The sequence below is a fragment of the Halomonas sp. BC1 genome, assembly GCF_002078135.1.
GTDB lineage: Bacteria > Pseudomonadota > Gammaproteobacteria > Pseudomonadales > Halomonadaceae > Vreelandella > Vreelandella stevensii.
The window spans coordinates 83,021-102,487 of sequence record NZ_LFGS01000015.1 but is presented as its reverse complement, the minus strand read 5'-3'; the positions used below and the strand labels follow the sequence as shown (position 1 = coordinate 102,487).

Sequence of the window (19,467 nt, the reverse complement as noted above, 5' to 3'; positions counted from 1 at the left end):
AGATTCATAGAATAACCGCAGCACTTTGGATCTCAAGGTAGAAGCAGGAGGGCCAGCGCCGGTACTCTCTCTGCTTTACCGACCAAAGTGAAACAGAGCATGGCATACCGACAGCTGACCCAGACCCAACGATACCAGATTCACGCTTACAGGTGTGCAGGCATGAGCCAGCGACAGATCGCCAGAGCTATTGGCGTTCATGACAGTACAGTGAGTCGGGAGCTGCGTCGTCACACGACGCCCGAGGGGTATGACCCTGAGCAGGCCCAGCAACGTAGCGACCATCGACGCCGCACCGCCTGGAAGTGGACGAAGCGCCTACCCAGCCTGATGAACTTCGTCGCCAGACGGCTCCGCGAGGAGTGGAGTCCCGAGCAGATCAGCGGCTTCATGGCCCCCTTGATCGGCGTGGGCGTGAGCCACCAGTGGATCTACTCCCTGGTCCGGGATGACAAGGCCCGGGGTGGCGACCTGTGGCGGCACCTTCGTCAGCCCCGGCGGCACAGCAAACGCCGTGCCCGGGCTAAAAGCGCAGGACTTGGCAGGATCCCCCATCGCGTGGGCATCGAGCATCGCCCGGCGGAGGTCGAGGAACGCCGCTTCATCGGGCATTGGGAGGGTGACACCGTGGTTCAGGGGCACAAGCAATCGGGCCTGGTCACCCTGGTAGAGCGGCGTAGTGGTTATCTCCTGGCAGCACGGTTGCCCAGGGTCTCAGCAGACCTGACGCAAGCGGCCATGATCCGGCTGTTGAAGCCACGCCGGGGAGCTGTGAAAACCATCACTCTGGACAATGGCTCCGAGTTTGCCAGTCACGTCGCCGTTGGCCGGGCGGTCAGCGCAGATATCTACTTTTGTGACCCTTACTGCTCCGGCCAGCGTGGAAGCAACGAGAATACCAATGGCCTGATCAGGCAGTACTTTCCCAAGGGGACAGACTTCCGCCAGGTCACCGATGCCGAGCTGCGCAGGGTGGTCAGGAAGCTCAATGACCGCCCTCGAAAGCGACTCGGTTACCGGACACCGGCACAGGTGTTCCTGGGAGAGTACTCAGGAGCCCTGGACACAGCAGGTGCTGCACTTATTGCTTGAATCTAGAAACGATAGAAAATACGTTCGCCCCTATCGGCAGAGGCTGGAATCATAAAGTTATCAATTTTCTTGAGTACAGGGTCTGGTGCGACCAATGCAATGCTTCCGAGATACTCCCTATAAAGCCTAAGATCAATGTGCAACCGTCTTGCAACAAAGTGTACAGCTTTATTATCAGTTAGCATTAAGTCGAAGCCATCCTGACTACCGAAACGGCGATGGATACGGGCGGGAGCATTGCCAATGAAGGGCGCCGGATGGCTTAGTCCAGAAAGATGTGCAAACACGCCCTCCCCTACCGGCAGGCCGAGGTACGGCCAGACAGGGTCATCGGTCAGCTTTGAGATTTCTATCTTGACCCCGTCGTATGTGTTATTGCATTCCTCATGTTTGGAGGGAGTTGGGGTTTTATCATCGCCACTGCCAAGAGCGCGATACCAGTCAATCGCTTCTTGCACACTCAAAAGCACACGGCGAAAAAAAACGGTTTCGCCGGTTTTTCCGATAGGGCACCGATTTAGCCCTTCCATCGGAGGAGGTAACGGTCTGCCGCGAGGTAAAAGGGACACAGTGGCGAAAAGCAAGTGCCCCGCTTGATGTCGTTGTTTTTGCAGGGTCGCCAGCCGTATGACAGCGCCCGAGTAGAATTCTGTGTTTAACACGCCCCCCCCCTTCCTATTGGCAATGCTATTACCAACTCAAATTCTTGGAATCCGCCCATCCGGTTAACAGGTATTAGACAGTGCACCCTATGATCAGATGAACGCACTCTGCTGCATTTTTCGGCACATCTGCCTTAGACAGTTACCGCACCAAACCCAGATTAGCACAGGGTGCTTAGGGCAACTGACTATCTCAGCTATGGGCTTTCAACGCCCATAAAAAAACCCGCCATCGCCAGCAGCTTTCGCTATTTGACGAGGGCGGGCTAGATGATGGTTAGCAAGAAGTATTAGCTAAGCGCTTCCAGAGACTGTTCGATAATGCTTAAGCCCTCTTCCAAAACCGCAGAAGAAACCGTCAGCGGCACCAGGATGCGGATGCTGTTGCCGTAGAAACCACAGGACAGCAGGATCAGGCCTTTCTCGCGTGCTTTAGCACATAGCGCACCCGTCATCTGAGTATCTGGCTTGCCGTCGCTATCAAGCAGTTCGAACGCGGCCATGGCGCCGAGCTGGCGGCCGTGGGCGACGGCGGGGAAGCGCTCTTCCCAGACGGCGAAGCGTTCAGCCAGCATGTTGCCCATCTGCTCGCTGCGGGCCAGGATGTTCTCTTCTTCGATGGCGTCGATCACCGCCAGGGCCGCCGCGCAGGAGAGCGGGTTGCCGCTGTAGGTGCCGCCCAGGGAGTTGGGGCCGGAGGCGTCCATGACCTTGGCGGTGCCGACCACCGCAGAGAGCGGCATGCCGTTGGCGAGGCTCTTGGCGGTGGTGAGAATGTCCGCTTCGATGCCGCTGTGCTCCAGCGCAAACAGCTTTCCAGTACGGGCAAAGCCGGACTGCACTTCGTCGGCGATCAGCAGAATGCCGTGCTCGTCGCACAGCGCGCGCAGCGCTTTCAGGTAGTCCGGTGAGGCGATGTAGAAACCGCCCTCACCCTGTACCGGCTCGATCACGATGGCTGCCGTGCGGTGCGGGGCGATATCGGTTTTGAACAGCGTGCGAATGGCGTTCAGCGAGGCTTCTTCGCTGATGCCGTGCAGCGGGTTGGGGAACGGGGCGCGGAACACGTCGCCCGGCATGGGGCCGAAGTCGTTCTTGTAGGGCAGCACCTTGCCGGTCATCGCCAGGGTCATCATGGTGCGGCCGTGGAAGGCACCATCGAAGGTGATGATGCCGGTGCGGCCAGTGGCGGCACGGGCGATCTTCACGGCGTTTTCTAGCGCTTCGGCACCGGTGTTCACCAGCATCGCTTTACGCTCGGGGCCGCGCACCGGGGTGAGTTCGCAGAGCTTCTGGCACAGCTGCACGTAGGGCGCGTAGGAAATGACCGCCGCGCTGGTGTGCATGACCTTCTTGAGCTGCGCTTCCACGGCGGCCACGATTTTCGGGTGGCGGTGGCCCAGGTTGAGCACGCCAATGCCGCCCGCGAAGTCGATCCAGCGCTTGCCGTCGGCGTCCCACAGTTCGGCGTTTTCGGCGCGCTCGGCAAACTGGGTGGTGGGCGTGGCGGCACCGTTGGCCACGAAGCGGTTTTTCAGGTCGTTCAATTCTTGGTTAGTCATCATCGTTCTCTTTACAGGCCGCCTACGCAGACGTATTTCAGTTCGGTAAATTCATCGAGGCCGTGGTGAGAGCCTTCACGGCCCAACCCGGACTCCTTCACGCCGCCAAACGGCGCCAGCTCGGTAGAGATCAGCCCTTCGTTGACGCCCACCATGCCGTACTCAAGCGCTTCCATGGTGCGCCAGATGCGGCGGTAATCCGTGGCATAGAAGTAGGCAGCCAGGCCAAACGGCGTGTCGTTGGCCATGGCGATGGCTTCTTCGTCCTGCTTGAAGCGGAACACCGGCGCGACTGGGCCGAAAGTCTCTTCATCGGCCACGGCCATTTGGGTGGTCACATCCGCCAGCACCGTAGGGGTGAAGAAGCGCTCGCCCGCCGCGTGGGGCTGGCCGCCGCACAGCAGCCGCGCGCCTTTGTTCACTGCGTCATCGACGTGGCGCTGCACTTTATCCACCGCCGCCTGGTTGATCAGTGGGCCGATGATGCTGCCGTCGGCCAGGCCGTCGCCTACCTTCAGCGCGTTCACGCGCTCGGTGAGCTTGGCGACGAACGCATCGTAAATGCCGTCCTGCACCAGGAAGCGGTTGGTGCACACGCAGGTTTGCCCGGCGTTGCGGAATTTGGAGGCGATGGCTCCGTTCACGGCGGCGTCCACGTCGGCGTCATCGAAGACGATGAACGGGGCGTTGCCGCCCAGCTCCATGGCGGTTTTCTTCACCGTGCTGGCGCACTGGGCAAGTAAGTGCTTACCCACCGGGGTAGAGCCGGTAAACGACACTTTGCGCACCCGTGCATCGGTGGTGAGCACTTCGCCCACGGCGGCGGGTTTGGAGGCCGTCACCACGTTGATGGTACCGGCGGGCAGGCCCGCTTCCAGCGCTAAATAGGCAGCGGCAAGCGCGGTCAGCGGCGTGGCTTCGGCGGGTTTGATGACCACGGTGCAACCGGCAGCCAGGGCTGGGGCGCACTTGCGGGTAATCATCGCCAGCGGGAAGTTCCACGGGGTGATCGCGGCCACCACGCCCACCGGCTCGCGCAGTACCAGCAGGCGCTTGTCGGCACCGTGGCTGGGCAGGGTTTCCCCGGCCATGCGCTTGGCTTCTTCAGCGAAGAACTCGATGAACGAGGCGCCGTAGGTCACTTCGCCTTTGGCTTCCGCCAGCGGTTTACCCTGCTCCAGGGTCATCAGGCGAGCCAGGTCGTCGGCGTGCTCATTGACCAGTTCAAACCAGCGGCGCAGCAGGGCGGAACGCTGTTTGACCGGCGTGGCGCGCCAGGCGGCACCGGCGTCATAAGCGGCGGCCACGGCGTCGCGGGTATCGTCGGCGCTCAAGTCCGCCACATGGGCGATAGTCTCGCCGGTGGCGGGGTTGTCCACCGCAAAGGTCTGCTGGCCCTTGCGCCATTCACCGCCCACCAGGGCCGGTACGGCATCGTGCAACCACTGTTCGATAAAGCTCATAACATTCTCCTGGTCTACAACCTAATAGGCACGCTAGCAGCAAATCTTAGGCAGGCGAATGCACCACTTTTGCGTTCAAGCAGACCACTTTTCTGTTTTACTACGATATTGAAAGAGCATTATCGACAAGGGAGAACTTGGATGGATTGCCAAGTCGCTTTACAACAACTCATAAAAAGCTATGCGCAGCAGCCTGAACGGTTGAGTAAGCAAGTAAGGTTAGAGCAGGCATTAAGGCAATCGATCAATCAAGAGTGGCCTCACCAAACTCGATTACCTTCACATCGCAAGCTTGCGGCAGCCTTAGGAGTCGCTCGGAATACCTTTTCTTTAGCGGTTGCCACGCTTATCGAAGAAGGACTGCTTACAACCTCACACGGCAGTGGAACGTGGAGCTGTAAAGTGGCGGCTCCCACTACCTCAACGCCCACCAAGGTGCAACTATCCACTCGTGCCCAGCGAGTACTGCGATGGCCGGGGGCAAGTACTGTTCAGAGCGGGGCCTTCGTGCCCGGCATTCCCGATATCGCTCAGTTCCCCATGCGCAAGTGGCGCCAGCTCTATGCCAGCGTCACGGTGCCGCAAAACGCCCTGCTGCTCTCCTACTCCACCGGGGGCTACGGGCCGCTGAAGCGGGCCATCCGCGAATTTCTGGCCCGCTGGCGCAATATTCACTGCGATACCGAGCAGATCATCATTACCGACGGCACCCACAACGGCATCGAGCTGTGCGCCGTGGCCCTGGCGGATGTGGGCGACACGGTGGCCATGGAGTCGCCCTGTTACTGGGGCGCGCGCAACGTCTTCACGGCGGCGGGCTTGAACATCGACATGCTGCCTTGGCAGCCGGACACGGGCCATACACTGCCCACCGCTTCCGGCCCGGTCACGCTGGCTTACCTTACCGGCTCGCACCACTACCCGCTCAGCGTGCCGACCCGTGCCGCCCACAAGCAGCGCTTGTGCGAGGCGCTTGCGCCCCGCTATGTGGTCGAGGATGACTACGAGTTCAACCGGGACGATCATGCCAATCTACTTTTTGATACCACCTCTGAACGCCATTTGCTGGTAGGCTCGTTCTCCAAGATGATGTTTCCCGGCCTGCGGCTGGGCTATCTGGTGGTGCCGCGCCACTTGGCGGGGCCGATGAACCGCCTGCGCAGCGAGCTGTTTCGCGAGGGCCGCATGCTGGACCAGGCGGTGCTGGCCCAGTTCATCTTCGACGGCGACCTGGATGCCTGGTGTCGGCGTATTCAACGGGATTATCTAGGCCGCCAGCAGGTGCTGCACGACCAGCTGTGCTCGCTGCCTCAGGTGCGCTCGGTCTCGCCGCCCAGCAGTGCCATCAGCCTGTGCGTGGAGTTCGCGCCGGGCGTCAACGACGTGGCCATCGCCCAGGCGCTGCTGAAAGAGCACTTGATCGTGCGGCCTTTGAGCCCGGTGTGCGCCGCCTCTGACCCTCGCGTGGGCCTGGTGATGGGGGTGGGTATGCTGTCGGGGGAAACCCTGGCACGCGAAGCGCAGCGCCTGCGCCGCCGCCTGGAACCACTGCTGCGCCAGGGGCACTGACCCCGTATAACCACTTATTCACAAGGAACGTCCTATGCATCGCCCTGTTGATAACTCTCTGGCCTGGCGCCTATGGTTGAGCATCGCGGCGCTGTTGCTGCTGTCGGGGTGTGCCTCATTGGCGCCCAGCCCGCCACAGGACCAGAGCAACATCTGCGAAATCTTCCGCGAGCAGCCCAGCTGGTACGACTATGCGCGGGAGTCTCAGGAGCAGTGGGGCACGCCGATTGCCACCCAGATGTCGTTCATTCAGCAGGAGTCCTCGTTCCGAAGCCATGTGCGCCCCGACCGCAAGCGCTACCTGGGCTTCATTCCCGGCCCGCGCCCTTCATCGGCCAGGGGCTATGCCCAGGCACAGGACCCGGTGTGGGGCGAATACCGCGACCAGGCGGGCAGCATGTTTGCGCGGCGCACTCACATGAAGCACGCCACCGACTTCATCGGCTGGTACAACGCCCGCACCCGCACGCAAACCGGCATTTCCCTGAGCAACCCCGAACACCTTTATTACGCCTACCATGAAGGCGCGGGCGGCTATCAGCGTGGCACCTACCGCAATAAGCCCCACGTGCTCAGCGCGGGCCGCCAGGTCGCCCAGCGAGCCGGGCGTTATCAAGCCCAGCTGAACAGCTGTGAAGCCGAGTTTCAGTGTCGACGCTTCTATCAGGTCTGGCCCTTTTGCCGTAGCTGAGGGCACGCATCATGACCCTGTGGGTAGGCAGCCTATTCGTTGGCGTGGTGTTTTTTACTTCCCTGCTGTCTGGCGTGTTTGGCATGGCGGGCGGGCTGGTGTTGCTGTGGTTTCTGCTGGTGATCTTCCCGGCAGGCACCGCCATGGCCGTACATGGGGTCATTCAGCTGACCGCCAATGCGTCGCGGGCGTGGCTATCGCGACACTTCATCGTCTGGCGGATCGTGGCGCTCATGACGCTGGGGGTTACGAGCGCCGCCGGGTTACTGCTGCTCTTCAACTACGCACCCAACGCGGCGACGGTGTCGCTGCTGATCGGCCTGATGCCGCTGCTGGTCTGGATGCCCAAACACTGGTTTCAACTGGACGCCAAACGCCCCAGCCATGCCGTGTGCTGCGGCCTGGCCTCCGGCGGCCTGACCATCGCCGCCGGGGTGTCTGGTCCGCTGATCGACATCTTCTTCGTGCGCTCCCACATGGACCGCCGCCAGGTGGTGGCCACCAAGGCAATGATTCAGGTCGTCGCTCACTCCATCAAGATCATCTTTTACCTGGGGGCAGCGCTGGCACTCAGCGCTGGCGAGTGGGCCATGGTGTTGCTGGCCGCGCCCTTTGCCATGCTGGGCACCCAAACCGGCACGCGGATCCTGCACCGCCTGACCGATGCCAACTTCCGCACCTGGACCCGCTGGATCGTCACCGGCATTGGGGTGTTCTACTTCCTGCAGGGGGGTTACCTGCTGACACGCTAAGCGTTGATGGCACTTACAGCACCCATGGGTTGGCGAATGTCAGCCTGCCCGCTCATAGCCTGTGATTGACACTGCGATTGAAGGAGGCTATCTTCACCAAAAGATGCAAATGAGAAACACTCTCTTTTTAGCCATCCCCCTGGCAGAGAAAGAGCCGTTGAGGTGAAGGAACATCCCATGACCAGTGAACAGCGCCAGCTTCGTCAAACCCTGCTGTTTTTACGCACGTCGTTTGAAGCCGTTCAGCACTCGATTGCAGGAAGGCTGGAAGACCCGCTGCCCTGCTGGCTGGATAGCAGCATGCTCTCCCTGCTCTCCCGCGAGCTGACCCGCTGCTGCCAGCAAGCCAAGCCACTATTCGCCCCGGCGGTGGTCGAGCAGCTGTTCATCGCCTCGCAGCAGTGCGACCTGCTGCTCAAGCAGTGCCCCGGCGTGCTCAGCAGCGCCGTCTGCCACCGCCAGCTCAGCGCCATCATGCTGCCGCTCACCAGCGCCATCGGACAGATCGACACGCCCGCCAAGCGCCGCTGGCCTTGGTCAAAGAGCCGTCTCTAACCGTTTGCTTTCATTTTTTGCCCCCATGGGCAATTATTTGTTTGCCCTCAGCACTTAACCGATATTTTTGCGTTGGGCTACGCGGCGACTCAGGTTGAGTCATTTCAATCAACCCTGCATCGAGCAGTGGATTCAGCAGCCCAGTGCGAAATTTGGTTCGGTTAGCGCGACCCATGATGCTCATTAGAAAGGTGATCGGTACTTCTTCCACGCAGGCCTGGAGAAGTTCTACTTGCTCCTTACTTAGTCCCTGCTTAGGCCCTGCTGGATCCATGATATCCAAGGCAGGCTCTTCAGCAGCAGCTTCAATGAGGAAGCCTGTATGCACAGGCAGCCGAATGAGAAAGTAGCTGCGTTCATCGTCAGTTTCGAATATCGGTTCTGGGGAGCCATTTGCCTTCATCACGCGGAGGATTTTGGGCACTCCCGTTGAACGACCTTCCGTCAAATCCAGCTCTTTTAAAAACTCACCGATGCGTCGATTCCGGTAGCGACGGCTGACAGCTTTACCGGCTTGTAAGTCCTGTAAACGGATAGAGCGGTCTGGGCCCGGGAAGCTCAGCACCACCAGTTCTTGTCCATCGAGACGGATTTCAATGGGTTCACGAATTTCATAGGAGCGATGGTACACCGCGTTCACGACCGCCTCTTCAATGGCAGCCAATGGGTAGTTCCAGAAACGTTCAGCCTGAGGGCGATCAGCGTGTTTTGTCACGCCCTCTTTAAGGTAGTTTCGATTGATGTAGTCCAGAGCATCACGAGTGATGCGACCAAGCGGCCCCTTGAACACTTTTTCTTCAAAATGGTCACCGCCTGCACCGTCAGGAAAGTACACCACGTCTATCTGAGTCGCGGGGAAGAATTGCTCGGGTTGCTCATTAAAAAACAGGAGGCCAACATTCTTGGGAAAGGCCATTTCACTTGGCCCACCCACTACGTTCATACGGCGCCCCAAGGTTTCAATATCCAGCTCACGAGCTTCAGCCAACAATTCACTGCCAATCTCGTGCAAGAAATCACGCAGCAAATAAGGTGACAGATCATTCAAGGTGGCCATTTGGCGGTAGCGATCATCAAAAGGCACGGTAGCCGCCAAACTGAGCAGCTCACGTTCATTCTGTCCCGAGGCCTTCACGGTACTGGTGTGTTTACGCAGGTAATAAGCCCAATCGCTCTTGTTGCTCAAGCTGGCCTTGGCTTTGTAAGGGCGAGTCTCTCCGCCAGGCGCCCATAGTACAAGGATCGTTTTGCCCTGGATCTCATAGGTAGCCGTTAACGGATGATAATGTGGCGCAATGGCTGAATGCCCCAGATTCAACAGCTCTTTCTGGATGGCATCGATTTGTTCGGGTAACAAACCAGCCGGTGGTAGCTGTGGCTGACCATTTTCCTCTGCAACACCAACAAGCACATAACCACCACCCAGATTGTGAAAATCGTTGGCGAAGGCGCACAAGGTGTGCAGGATGGCTTCAGGATTCCACCCCGCCTTATATTCAATGCGCTCACTTTCTATCGTGCGGTGATGGAGCAGGTCATTGATATTGATGGGGAGTTTAGGTGTCATGCCGTTTTCCCAGACACTTGATTGGCATCATATGACACACGCTAAACCCTCCTCACTGTTCAGTTGACCTCATGATGTAGAACGGTACCCCTGAAAGCAACCCGTGCCGAGCTTCAGCCAAGGTCGCCTGGTGCAGGATTCGTCATGATCCCGCTTCCCCGCTTAATTTCCTTCAGAGGGGTTTTGTTTTGCTGAAGCGTCCCCACTAATACGTTCATAGGGTAATCGTTGGCACTGGCTCAATCATTGGCACCAGGTAGTAAACTGGTCTATTCTTTTGCCACTGTCACTCTCACCGCGTTACAAGGAGTTTGCCTCATGGCGTACGAAACGCTGCTGTCCCCCACCACGCTGGGTAGCCTGAACCTTCCTAACCGCGTCATCATGGCGCCGCTGACCCGTTCGCGCACGCCGGATAGCGTGCCGGGCAAGATGCAGGAAGCTTATTACGGCCAGCGTGCAGGCGCGGGCTTGATCATCAGCGAAGCCACCAATATCTCCCCTACGGCTCGTGGCTATGTCTATACGCCCGGCATCTGGACCGATGAGCAGGAAGCGGGCTGGAAAGGTGTCGTGAATGCCGTGCATGCCAAGGGTGGCCGGATTGCCCTTCAGCTGTGGCACGTGGGCCGTGTTTCCCATGAGATGGTGCAGCCCGATGGCCAGCAGCCGGTTGCCCCCAGCGCCCTGAAAGGGGAAGGTGCCCAGTGTTTCGTCGAGTTCGAAGACGGCACCGCTGGCCAGCACCCCACCAGCACGCCCCGGGCCCTGGAAACCGACGAGATTCCTGGCATCGTGGAGGATTACCGTCAGGCGGCCATTCGCGCCAAGCGGGCAGGGTTCGACATGGTCGAAGTACACGCTGCCAATGCTTACCTGCTGAACCAGTTCCTGGCCACCGGCACCAACCAGCGTACCGACCAGTACGGCGGCTCGCTGGAAAACCGTGCCCGCTTCCCGCTGGAAGTGGTCGATGCCGTGGTGGAGGTGTTTGGCGCCGAGCGTGTCGGTATCCGCATGACGCCGTTCATCGAGCTGTTTGGCTTGACCGACGACGAGCCGGAAGCCATGGCGTTCTACATGGCCGAAGAGCTTTCCAAGCGCGGCTTGGCCTACCTGCACCTGAACGAGCCCAACTGGGCAGGTGGCGATATCACCTTCCCCGATGGTTTCCGCGAGCAGATGCGCGAGCGCTTCAGCGGCAGCCTGATCTATTGCGGCAACTACGACGCCGAGCGTGCCGAAGCGCGCATCAAGGAAAACACCGCCGATGCCGTGGCCTTTGGCCGCCCTTACATCGCCAACCCGGACCTGCCGGAGCGTTTCCGCATCAACGCTCCGCTGACCGAGCCGAACCACGAAACCTTCTATGGCGGCGACGAAAAGGGCTACACCGACTATCCCTTCCTGGATAACGGTTACGACCGTATCGGCTAAGCATTTCAGGTCAACGCGTGTTCAGGGTTTCCCCACTTGGGGGAACCCTTAAGCATGAAAAGCATCACTCCGGTGGTGCTTTTTTATGCCTTGAACGCGTGAAACGCTGTTAATCTGTTGATTCTATCGTTTTAACGCGATACCCCGACGGCTGGTACCGGGCACTGCGCAAGCCCCGCTGGACACCGCCCGACCTCGCTTTTCCCATTGCCTGGGGTATTCTGTACCTGCTGATGGCCATCGCGGCATGGCGGGTCTACATGACCGAAGAGGCGCCTCTGCGCAACGCCAGCCTGGCCGTGTATGGCGCGCAATTGCTGGCCAATGCGGCGTGGTCCTGGCTTTTCTTTGGGCGCAAGCGTATTGCGGCAGCGCTGGCGGATATCGTGCTGCTGTTAGGGTTGATTACGCTCACCATCGGGCTGTTTGCCCAGGTCAATGCCCTCGCCGCGTGGCTGATAGTGCCTTACTGGCTATGGGTCGCGCTGGCTCTGGCGCTCAATGCTTCCATCTGGCGGTTGAATAGCGCCTAGGCGTTAACGGACAACAGGGATTCACTCCATGGATATGACTTCTCTTCCCGTATTGCTGGCTTTCGCCTCCTTGTTACTGGGCGTGGTGGCCGCGTTGATCTTCATCTACGTCGTCATGCCCAAGCGGCGGCGTGCCAGGGAAAAGGCCGTAGAGCCCACCCCCGCCGTGGCCAAGGACACCACGCCCCCGCCCGCTGAAGAGCCTCCGCCGCCGCCGTCCACCAAACGAACCGGCAAGCTAAAACAGCATTCGCTGTTCGTCATCTTCAATCAGCCGGATGCGTCCACCGATGCCCGACTGACCGAGTGGCTGAGGGAAAAAGGCGCCCATTACGATGCCATCAAGAAAGTCTTTCTGATCGACGGCCAGCAGCCCTCCAACCCCGTCACCGTGGCCAATGCCTTTCCGCCGGGGGAAATGCCCGACCTGCTGAGGGGCGAAACCCACGAGCCGATCCGTGGTGTGAGCCTGCTGGTGAAGCCGCCGCTGCATAAACGCCGCAATCAGCAGATGCACGTGTATGTGGAACTCGCCAAGGAGATGAACGAGACCTTCAGCGGCGACATGCTGGACGCTGACCGAGAGCCGGCCAGCGAATCCACCTACGCGCAGATCATCGGCTGACTCAGATCACGCCCTGGCTGCGCAGGTAGTCGTCATAGCTGCCGCTGAAGTCGACGATGCCCTCCGGCTGCATGTCGATGATGCGTGTGGCCAAGCTGGAGACGAACTCACGGTCGTGGCTGACGAACAGCAGCGTGCCAGGGTAGTTCTCCAGCGCCAGGTTGAGCGCTTCGATGGACTCCATGTCCAGGTGGTTGGTGGGCTCGTCCATCAGCAGCACGTTGGGATTGGTGAGCGTTAACTTACCGAACAGCATCCGCCCCTGCTCACCGCCAGAAATCACCTTCACCGATTTGCCGATATCGTCGCTGGAAAACAGCATGCGGCCCAGCGCGCCGCGCACCACCTGCTCGCCTCCTTTGGTCCACTGGCTCATCCACTCGAACAGGGTGGCGTCATTGGCGAAGTCGTCGGCATGGTCCTGGGCGAAGATGCCCAGCTCGGCGGCGTCGGTCCACTTCACTTCGCCAGCATCGGGGCGCAGGTCACCGGCCAGGGTTTTCAGCAGGGTGGTTTTACCAATGCCGTTGGGGCCGATAATGGCAATCCGCTCACCCGCTTCCACGGTCATGGAAAAACGCTTGAACAGCGGTTCGCCGTCGTAGCCTTTGGTGATGGCATCGACGTTCACCGCGTTGCGGTGAATCTTCTTGTTCTGGTCGAAACGAATGAACGGACTGACGCGGCTGGAGGGTTTGATGTCTTCCAGCTTGATCTTGTCGATCTGGCGCGCCCGCGAGGTGGCCTGCTTGGCCTTGGAAGCGTTCGCCGAGAAGCGGCTGACGAACTGCTGAAGCTCGGCAATTTGCGCTTTTTTCTTGGCGTTGTCGGCATACTGACGCTCACGCGCAGCGGTGGCCGCCGTCATGTAGTCGTCGTAGTTACCGGGGAACAGGGTAATTTCGCCGTAATCCAGGTCGGCCATGTGGGTGCAGACGCTGTTCAGGAAGTGGCGGTCGTGGGAAATGATCACCATGGTGCTGCTGCGCGCTTTCAGAATCTCTTCCAGCCAGCGGATGGTGTTGATATCCAGGTGGTTGGTGGGCTCGTCGAGCAGCAGTACGTCCGGGTCGGAGAACAGCGCCTGGGCCAGCAGCACGCGCAGTTTCCAGCCGGGGGCGACTTCGCTCATGGGGCCGGTGTGTTGCTCCAGCGGAATGCCCAGCCCCAGCAGCAGCTCGCCCGCGCGGGACTCGGCGGTGTAGCCATCCAGCTCGGCGTACTGCACTTCCAGATCGGCCACGGCCATGCCGTCTTCTTCACTCATCTCGGCCAGCGAGTAGATCCGCTCCCGCTCGGCGGCCACTTTCCACAGCTCCGCGTTGCCCATGATGACGGTGTCGATCACCCGCTCGTTCTCATAGGCAAACTGGTCCTGACGCAGCTTGCCCAGCCGCGTGCTGCTGTCCAGCATCACCTGCCCTGAAGAGGGCTCCAGCTCGCCGCCGAGGATTTTCATGAAGGTAGACTTGCCGCAGCCGTTGGCGCCAATCAAGCCGTAGCGATTGCCGTTATTGAACTTGACGGAGACGTTTTCGAACAGGGGCTTGGCCCCGAACTGCATGGTGATATTGGCGGTTGCGATCAAGATAGAAACCCTGGTTGGCGAAATAGCCCTGGTGGAAGAGCGGCACGCGTGCAAAAGCACGCGATTCTACGCGCCTTTGGGCGACGTTACATCTCCCTGGCGCGTTTCCTCTCATCAGGCGTTTGACGGCTAGGCGGGCATTTCCAGTAGAAAGCGTTCGCCATCAAGTGCTTGGCGAAGTCGCGTGGCCAGGATATCGATAATCGCGGGATGCTCGCCCACCAGCGCCGTCGGCCGCACCCGCAGGCCTGGGTGGCGCTGCTCGGCGGCGGCACAAATCTCGGCAATGTCACCACCTTCCCCGGCGTGGCGGCCAGGCGAGAGAAACAGCATGGCCAGCACCACGTCGCCGCTGGCGCTGAACTCGGGCGTATCCAGCAGATGTTCCAGCAGCGGCTCGTTGAAGCGGTATGCGTCGCCTTCTCGGCGCTCCATGGAGGCTGCCGCCACGCAGTGCACGTCATCGGCCAGCAGCGCGCTGAGCTGCCCCGCCAAGCGGTTGCGTACGGCAGTGACTTCCGGCAGCGGGCTGCCGTGGTCTACCAGCGCCACCCTGGCCGCCTGCCGATCGGGCAACTGCGCGCGCACGTGATCGGCAAGCAGCACGGCCAGGCGCAGGTCGTTACCGCCCCGCTCGTCCACCAGCGGCTGGGCAACGCGTACTTTCACCTGGGGGAAACGGGCCTGCAGGGCCGCCATCCGCTCGGGCAAGTAGCCGGTCAGCGCCTGGCTGGGGCCAAAGAAGTACGGCAGTACGATGATCTCGGTGGCCCCCGCTTCGGCGCTGCGCTCGGCGGCGGGGCCCAGGGTAATGGCCGGAATACCATCGACCTCTTCAGCGGGGATCTTGTTGGAGTGCAGCAGCGAAGCCGCTTGAACGGTGTCGCCCACCTGCTCGCTCAGCGCTGCCGCCACGCGGCGCAGGCTGTGGGTTGCCTGAGGCCGCAGAGAGCCGTTATCGACCAGAAAAATAGCGCGCATCGGGTTCATCCTTTTCAATCGCAGTCTTCACGGGAGTGCACGCGCGGTAAGCTTTCGAGCATGACGGGCGGCGGGGATGCCATTCGAGGCTCTGCGGTTGCCGAAGCACCCGAAACTTTTCCATGGGGAAGGGGTGATTGGCTGGTAAATCAATCGTATAACCCGGATGATGAACCACCGTTAACGCCATGCGCGTGCAGCCACTTTGATCAACATGTAGATCGCTTATGTTGCTTGATACCACGACGTTAAACCAGCAAAGAAACTTCTTCGACGGCCATGCGGACATCTGGCTTTTTGGCTACGGCTCGCTGATCTGGAAGGCCGATTTCGACTATCTGGAGCGCCGCCCTGCGGCCATTACCGGCTGGGCGCGGCGCTTTTGGCAGGGCTCCCACGACCATCGCGGCACCCCCGAAGCACCGGGGCGTGTGGCGACGTTGACTCGGGCCGAAGGCGCGGTATGTCACGGCATGGCCTACCGCATCACCCCTGAGGTGCTCGCACCGTTGGATGTGCGGGAGAAAAACGGCTACCTGCGGGAAAAAGTCACGCTGACGTTTTTGGATGAGGCGGGCAACCCTGACGCCGACCAAGCGCCTAGCGAGGGGCTGATTTATCTGGCCAGCGAGGACAACCCGGCGTTTTTAGGCGATGCCCCGCTGGCCGACATCGCCCAGCAAATTGCCCAAGCCCACGGCCCTAGCGGCCCCAACAGTGCTTACTTGCTGAACCTAGCCCAAGCGCTGCGCGAGTTGGGCACCGAAGATGCGCATATTTTTGCCCTGGAAGCGCAGCTACAGCGTTACCAGTAGCGCGGATAGCGGCGGTGGCGCGCCAGGTTATTGACCAGAATCGCCACCACCAGCATGACGATGCAGCCTGCGCCAATGGGGATCAGCGGATACCACCAACCCAACTGATGCACGCTGGTACCACCTGCCACGGCAATCAGCGCAGCGGCAGCCCCTGGCGGGTGAACGGTATGGGTAAGCTGCATGACCAAAATGGAGAGCGACACCGCCAACGCCATGGAAAGCGGCGTGGCCCCCAGCAGTTGATAGCAGCCCACGCCCACACAGGCAGAGAGCACGCTGCCAAACAGCACATGGCTGGGCTGGGCAAAAGGGCTTTCCGGGGCGGCGTAAATCAGCACCGAGGTTGCCCCGAACGAGCCCACGATCAACAGCTGCTGGGAAAGCCACTCGGCGCTTAGCCAGCAAATCAGCGCCATGCCAGTAAAGGCACCCAGCCATGACCAGCAGGCATCCTGCCAGCCTACCCGGGGGCGCGGCGTTCGTTCTCCGCGCATCTTGCCAAGATACGTTTTCATCGCACTCGCCTTTGCACAAAAAGAGTGCAGATAATGACAAAATGCACCAAAGAAGCAAATGACGATGCGTCATATGCTCATGAAACTCGCTCAAGGACGACCAGCATGCCACTACCGACTCCCTCGCTCACCGTTGCTCCTTCCAGCCTATTGCTAGCGGTGGTGGCGGCGGTGGGCATGGCCACCATCGGCGTGATCTCGCGCATCACCGGGCTGAATGCAGAGAGCATTACCTTCTACCGGTTGGGCTTAGGGGCGCTGTTTTTGCTCGGCTATTTACTGCTGACAAAACGCCATGCAGGACTCACCACACTGCCAGGGCGGCAGGTGGTGATTAGCGGTAGTTTGCTGGCGGCGTTCATCCTGTTTTACGTGCAGGCGATGAACTATACACAAATGGCCAACGCCATTTTGATGGTGTATCTCGCGCCGATTGTGGCGGCTATCGCGGCCCATGCGCTATTTAACGAACGGCTTGCAGCAGCGCAGGTTGCGCTCATTGGCTTGGCGCTGTTTGGGTTCGCGATGATGCAGGAGTTTCGGCTCAACCTGGACGATCAGCAGGACGTGATTGGCATGGGTTTTGGCTTAGCGGCCATGCTAGCTTACAGCGGTTTTATCCTGACGAACCGCCGATTGCCGCGCCACCTGGATGACCGCACCTGCGCCTTCTGGCAGTTGGCGGTCGGGGCGCTGGTGATCTTGCCGTTTGCGCTATGGCAACCAGCGGGGCTAACCGCCAGCGCATGGCAAGTGCCGTGGTTGTTGGCTGCAGGCCTGGTGCCCGGTTTTTTGGCGCTGCTGTGCGCGGTGATGGCGATTAACCGCCTGCCCACCGCGCTATACGGCACGCTGGCTTACTGTGAGCCGGTGGCGGTAGTGATTTTTGGCTGGAGCCTGTTTGGCGAAGCGCTTTCGCCTTTGCAGTTAAGCGGCTGTGGGCTGGTGATCGCCTGCGGCGTCGCGCAGGCGTGGGTCGGTGGCCGGGGCGCTACATCATCAGCCACGACAGGATAAACAGCCCAATCAGCGTGCGAAAGATGCCGCCAATAATGGAGCCGCGCAGAAACGCACGCAGCCCACCCCATAGCACCAGCAGGCCAATCAGCAGAATCGCCAGGCTCAAGAACGAGTCGTTGATGCCCAGCGAGCGCGTCAGCCCGCCGATAAAATCGTCGAAGGCACCGAAAAAGTTGGTGAAGATACCCAGCAAGAACTCGACCACGATGCGGATCGCATCGCCAATCGCCTCGCCAATGCCCTCAAAAAATCCGTTTGCCTGCATGCGCTTTTTCCATTGCTCGAAGGGATTCGCTATTGTCAGCGAAAACATTGTCATCGAAAACACGGTGGCTGGCAAAGCAGCCGCTGCTCATGTTTCCACCTTTCGCCTATTCCCTTTTTAACACCGTCGCGTTACAACGTCAGTATGCCATCGCGGGAGAGACTGGTGCCTGCCACCAGCGCCGAAGGAGCAACGACCCCGGAAACTCTCAGGCCAACGGACCGCAACGGCTAACGTTTTTACCAATACGTTCCGAAGAGCGGTTGATGACTGCGTCACTCAGCCCACCGAAGGAGCAAGCGCCACATCATCGGCGTGAATCTCTCAGGTTCCATGACGGAAGGGGTGCGCCTAGCAAACATGTTTGCTGGGGGTATCGCCCGACGCTCATACAATCTGTGGAGAGACTCATGCAACGCATTGCAATTATTGGCGGTGGCATCACCGGTATTACCAGCGCCTACGCCCTCGTGAAACGCGGCTTTGACGTCACTGTGTTTGAAAAGCATCGCTACGCCGCGATGGAAACCTCGTTTGCCAACGGTGGTCAGCTTTCCGCTTCAAACGCTGAGGTATGGAACCACTGGCCTACGGTCATCAAAGGCCTGCGCTGGATGCTAAAAAACGACGCCCCGCTGCTCGTCAATCCTCGCCCTACCTGGCACAAGCTGAGCTGGTTTGCGGAATTTATCGCCGCCATTCCCCGTTACGCCGACAACACCACCGAAACGACGCGCCTCGCCATTGCCGCCAGGGAGCACCTGTTTCAGTGGGCGCGAGACGAGCAGATCGATTTCGACGTGAAACAGAAAGGCATTCTGCATATCTACCGCGATAAATCGGGCTACGAGCATGCCGCTAAGGTGTCACAGCTTCTGCACCAAGGCGGGCTTGAGCGCAGGGCGGTGACCCCGGATGAAATGCGCGCCATCGAACCCACGCTGGCCGGCAGCTACTACGGCGGCTTCTTTACCGAGAGTGACGCCACGGGGGATATTCACAAGTACACCAATGGGTTGGCGAAAGCCGCCGCGAAACGCGGCGTGCGCCTGAACTACGGCCATCAGGTGACCGACCTGGGCGCCGATGAGAACAGCGCCTGGGTCAAGGCGGTGGTCGATGGCGAGGCGGTGCAACAAAGCTTCGACAGCGTGGTGGTGTGCGCCGGGGTCGGCAGCCGGGCGGTGGCCGCCAAGCTGGGTGATCGCGTCAATATCTACCCGGTGAAGGGCTACTCGATCACCGTGCAGCTGGACGATGAAGCCTCGCAACAGGCCGCCCCCACCGTGAGCCTGCTGGATGACGAAACCAAGCTGGTGACCAGCCGCCTGGGCAACGATCGCTTCCGCGTGGCGGGCACCGCAGAGTTCAACGGCGCCAATCGCGACATTCGCAACGACCGCATTCAGCCGCTGGTGCGCTGGGTAGAGCAGTGCTTTCCCGGTGTCAGCACCCAGCGGGTCGTACCCTGGGCTGGCCTGCGCCCGATGATGCCGAACATGCTGCCCAAAGTGGGCCCGGGCCGCTTGCCGACGGTGTTCTACAACACGGGCCACGGCCACCTGGGCTGGACACTCTCGGCCATCACCGCCGAGATGCTGGCGGATGCGGTGGACAACGCCACCGCCACTTCCTTGGCCGTCACACGCTAGACGACCCCCTTACCCCGCATGACGAAAGGGGACACATGGCCCCTTTGGATTAATATGCAACCTGGTCTCGTCCGCTCTCTTTTGCCTGATACAGCGCGTTATCGACTCGTTTCTTGACAT

19 protein-coding genes and 2 riboswitches are annotated in these 19,467 nt (G+C 60.1%); of the genes, 11 read left to right on the top strand and 8 right to left on the bottom strand.

Annotation, left to right across the window (positions count from 1 at the left end):
• Nucleotides 1–99 precede the first annotated feature (99 nt).
• The gene (locus B7L72_RS11835; protein WP_081194550.1) at nucleotides 100–1,092 is read left to right on the top strand and encodes an IS30 family transposase; all 993 of its coding nucleotides are present in this window, start codon (nucleotides 100–102) and stop codon (nucleotides 1,090–1,092) included.
• 2 nt (nucleotides 1,093–1,094) lie between these two features.
• Here B7L72_RS11835 and B7L72_RS11830 read toward each other — a convergent pair whose 3' ends face one another.
• The 3 genes from B7L72_RS11830 to B7L72_RS11820 form a co-directional block, all read right to left on the bottom strand.
• Nucleotides 1,095–1,754, bottom strand: a complete 660-nt coding sequence (locus tag B7L72_RS11830; protein WP_176212878.1) for a VPA1262 family N-terminal domain-containing protein — start codon at nucleotides 1,752–1,754, stop codon at nucleotides 1,095–1,097.
• 290 nt (nucleotides 1,755–2,044) lie between these two features.
• Nucleotides 2,045–3,316: a 4-aminobutyrate--2-oxoglutarate transaminase gene (gene gabT / locus B7L72_RS11825; RefSeq protein ID WP_081194548.1), complete on the bottom strand. Its 1,272-nt coding sequence runs from the start codon at nucleotides 3,314–3,316 to the stop codon at nucleotides 2,045–2,047.
• An 11-nt stretch (nucleotides 3,317–3,327) separates the two neighbouring features.
• Nucleotides 3,328–4,779 carry an NAD-dependent succinate-semialdehyde dehydrogenase gene (locus B7L72_RS11820; protein ID WP_081194546.1) on the bottom strand — a complete coding sequence of 484 codons (1,452 nt, stop codon included), beginning with the start codon at nucleotides 4,777–4,779 and terminating at the stop codon, nucleotides 3,328–3,330.
• Between the two features lie 141 nt (nucleotides 4,780–4,920).
• On the opposite strand from B7L72_RS11820, the gene B7L72_RS11815 reads away from it, so the two are divergent.
• From B7L72_RS11815 to B7L72_RS11800, 4 genes are all read left to right on the top strand, one after another.
• Nucleotides 4,921–6,348: an aminotransferase-like domain-containing protein gene (locus tag B7L72_RS11815; protein WP_081194544.1), complete on the top strand. Its 1,428-nt coding sequence runs from the start codon at nucleotides 4,921–4,923 to the stop codon at nucleotides 6,346–6,348.
• Nucleotides 6,349–6,382: 34 nt separating this feature from the next.
• Nucleotides 6,383–7,039, top strand: coding sequence for a transglycosylase SLT domain-containing protein (locus tag B7L72_RS11810; protein WP_081194542.1), 657 nt, complete (start codon nucleotides 6,383–6,385; stop codon nucleotides 7,037–7,039).
• Nucleotides 7,040–7,050: 11 nt separating this feature from the next.
• Complete coding sequence (locus tag B7L72_RS11805; protein WP_081194540.1) at nucleotides 7,051–7,791, top strand: sulfite exporter TauE/SafE family protein; 741 nt, start codon at nucleotides 7,051–7,053, stop codon at nucleotides 7,789–7,791.
• A gap of 177 nt (nucleotides 7,792–7,968) precedes the next feature.
• Nucleotides 7,969–8,346: a hypothetical protein gene (locus B7L72_RS11800; protein ID WP_081194538.1), complete on the top strand. Its 378-nt coding sequence runs from the start codon at nucleotides 7,969–7,971 to the stop codon at nucleotides 8,344–8,346.
• Between the two features lie 10 nt (nucleotides 8,347–8,356).
• Here the strand turns inward: B7L72_RS11800 and B7L72_RS11795 are convergent, their stop codons facing one another.
• The gene (locus B7L72_RS11795; RefSeq protein ID WP_081194536.1) at nucleotides 8,357–9,913 is read right to left on the bottom strand and encodes a Fic family protein; all 1,557 of its coding nucleotides are present in this window, start codon (nucleotides 9,911–9,913) and stop codon (nucleotides 8,357–8,359) included.
• A 318-nt stretch (nucleotides 9,914–10,231) separates the two neighbouring features.
• On the opposite strand from B7L72_RS11795, the gene B7L72_RS11790 reads away from it, so the two are divergent.
• The 3 genes from B7L72_RS11790 (at nucleotide 10,232) to B7L72_RS11780 (ending at nucleotide 12,508) form a co-directional block, all read left to right on the top strand.
• Nucleotides 10,232–11,350 carry an alkene reductase gene (locus B7L72_RS11790; RefSeq protein ID WP_081194534.1) on the top strand — a complete coding sequence of 373 codons (1,119 nt, stop codon included), beginning with the start codon at nucleotides 10,232–10,234 and terminating at the stop codon, nucleotides 11,348–11,350.
• Nucleotides 11,351–11,475: 125 nt separating this feature from the next.
• Entirely contained in the window at nucleotides 11,476–11,883 is a 408-nt protein-coding gene (locus B7L72_RS11785) for a TspO/MBR family protein (protein WP_081194532.1), read from the top strand.
• Nucleotides 11,884–11,911: 28 nt separating this feature from the next.
• Nucleotides 11,912–12,508, top strand: coding sequence for a cell division protein ZipA C-terminal FtsZ-binding domain-containing protein (locus B7L72_RS11780; protein ID WP_081194530.1), 597 nt, complete (start codon nucleotides 11,912–11,914; stop codon nucleotides 12,506–12,508).
• 1 nt (nucleotide 12,509) lies between these two features.
• On the opposite strand, the gene B7L72_RS11775 is transcribed toward B7L72_RS11780, so the two are convergent.
• Together B7L72_RS11775 and B7L72_RS11770 are read right to left on the bottom strand one after the other, a co-directional pair.
• The gene (locus tag B7L72_RS11775; RefSeq protein ID WP_081194528.1) at nucleotides 12,510–14,096 is read right to left on the bottom strand and encodes an ABC-F family ATPase; all 1,587 of its coding nucleotides are present in this window, start codon (nucleotides 14,094–14,096) and stop codon (nucleotides 12,510–12,512) included.
• 129 nt (nucleotides 14,097–14,225) lie between these two features.
• A complete protein-coding gene (locus tag B7L72_RS11770) occupies nucleotides 14,226–15,077 on the bottom strand; it encodes a sirohydrochlorin chelatase (RefSeq protein WP_081194526.1) in 852 nt (283 codons plus the stop codon).
• 227 nt (nucleotides 15,078–15,304) lie between these two features.
• Between B7L72_RS11770 and B7L72_RS11760 the strand changes: the two genes are divergently transcribed.
• The gene (locus B7L72_RS11760) at nucleotides 15,305–15,892 is read left to right on the top strand and encodes a gamma-glutamylcyclotransferase (protein ID WP_016915213.1); all 588 of its coding nucleotides are present in this window, start codon (nucleotides 15,305–15,307) and stop codon (nucleotides 15,890–15,892) included.
• Here B7L72_RS11760 and B7L72_RS11755 read toward each other — a convergent pair.
• Nucleotides 15,883–16,410 carry an HPP family protein gene (locus B7L72_RS11755; protein WP_081194524.1) on the bottom strand — a complete coding sequence of 176 codons (528 nt, stop codon included), beginning with the start codon at nucleotides 16,408–16,410 and terminating at the stop codon, nucleotides 15,883–15,885. The two genes, B7L72_RS11760 and B7L72_RS11755, sit on opposite strands and share 10 nt — an antisense overlap.
• 105 nt (nucleotides 16,411–16,515) lie before the next feature.
• Here B7L72_RS11755 and B7L72_RS11750 point away from each other — a divergent pair, with 105 nt between their 5' ends.
• The gene (locus tag B7L72_RS11750; RefSeq protein ID WP_081194522.1) at nucleotides 16,516–17,427 is read left to right on the top strand and encodes a DMT family transporter; all 912 of its coding nucleotides are present in this window, start codon (nucleotides 16,516–16,518) and stop codon (nucleotides 17,425–17,427) included.
• On the opposite strand, the gene B7L72_RS11745 is transcribed toward B7L72_RS11750, so the two are convergent.
• Nucleotides 17,402–17,695, bottom strand: a complete 294-nt coding sequence (locus B7L72_RS11745; RefSeq protein ID WP_016915216.1) for a hypothetical protein — start codon at nucleotides 17,693–17,695, stop codon at nucleotides 17,402–17,404. The two genes, B7L72_RS11750 and B7L72_RS11745, sit on opposite strands and share 26 nt — an antisense overlap.
• 143 nt (nucleotides 17,696–17,838) lie before the next feature.
• Nucleotides 17,839–17,929: riboswitch (glycine riboswitch) on the top strand.
• Between the two features lie 8 nt (nucleotides 17,930–17,937).
• Nucleotides 17,938–18,045: riboswitch (glycine riboswitch) on the top strand.
• 60 nt (nucleotides 18,046–18,105) lie between these two features.
• Between B7L72_RS11745 and B7L72_RS11740 the strand changes: the two genes are divergently transcribed.
• Nucleotides 18,106–19,347 (top strand): D-amino acid dehydrogenase, encoded by a 1,242-nt coding sequence (locus tag B7L72_RS11740; RefSeq protein ID WP_081194520.1) that lies wholly within the window; start codon nucleotides 18,106–18,108, stop codon nucleotides 19,345–19,347.
• Nucleotides 19,348–19,467 lie beyond the last annotated feature (120 nt).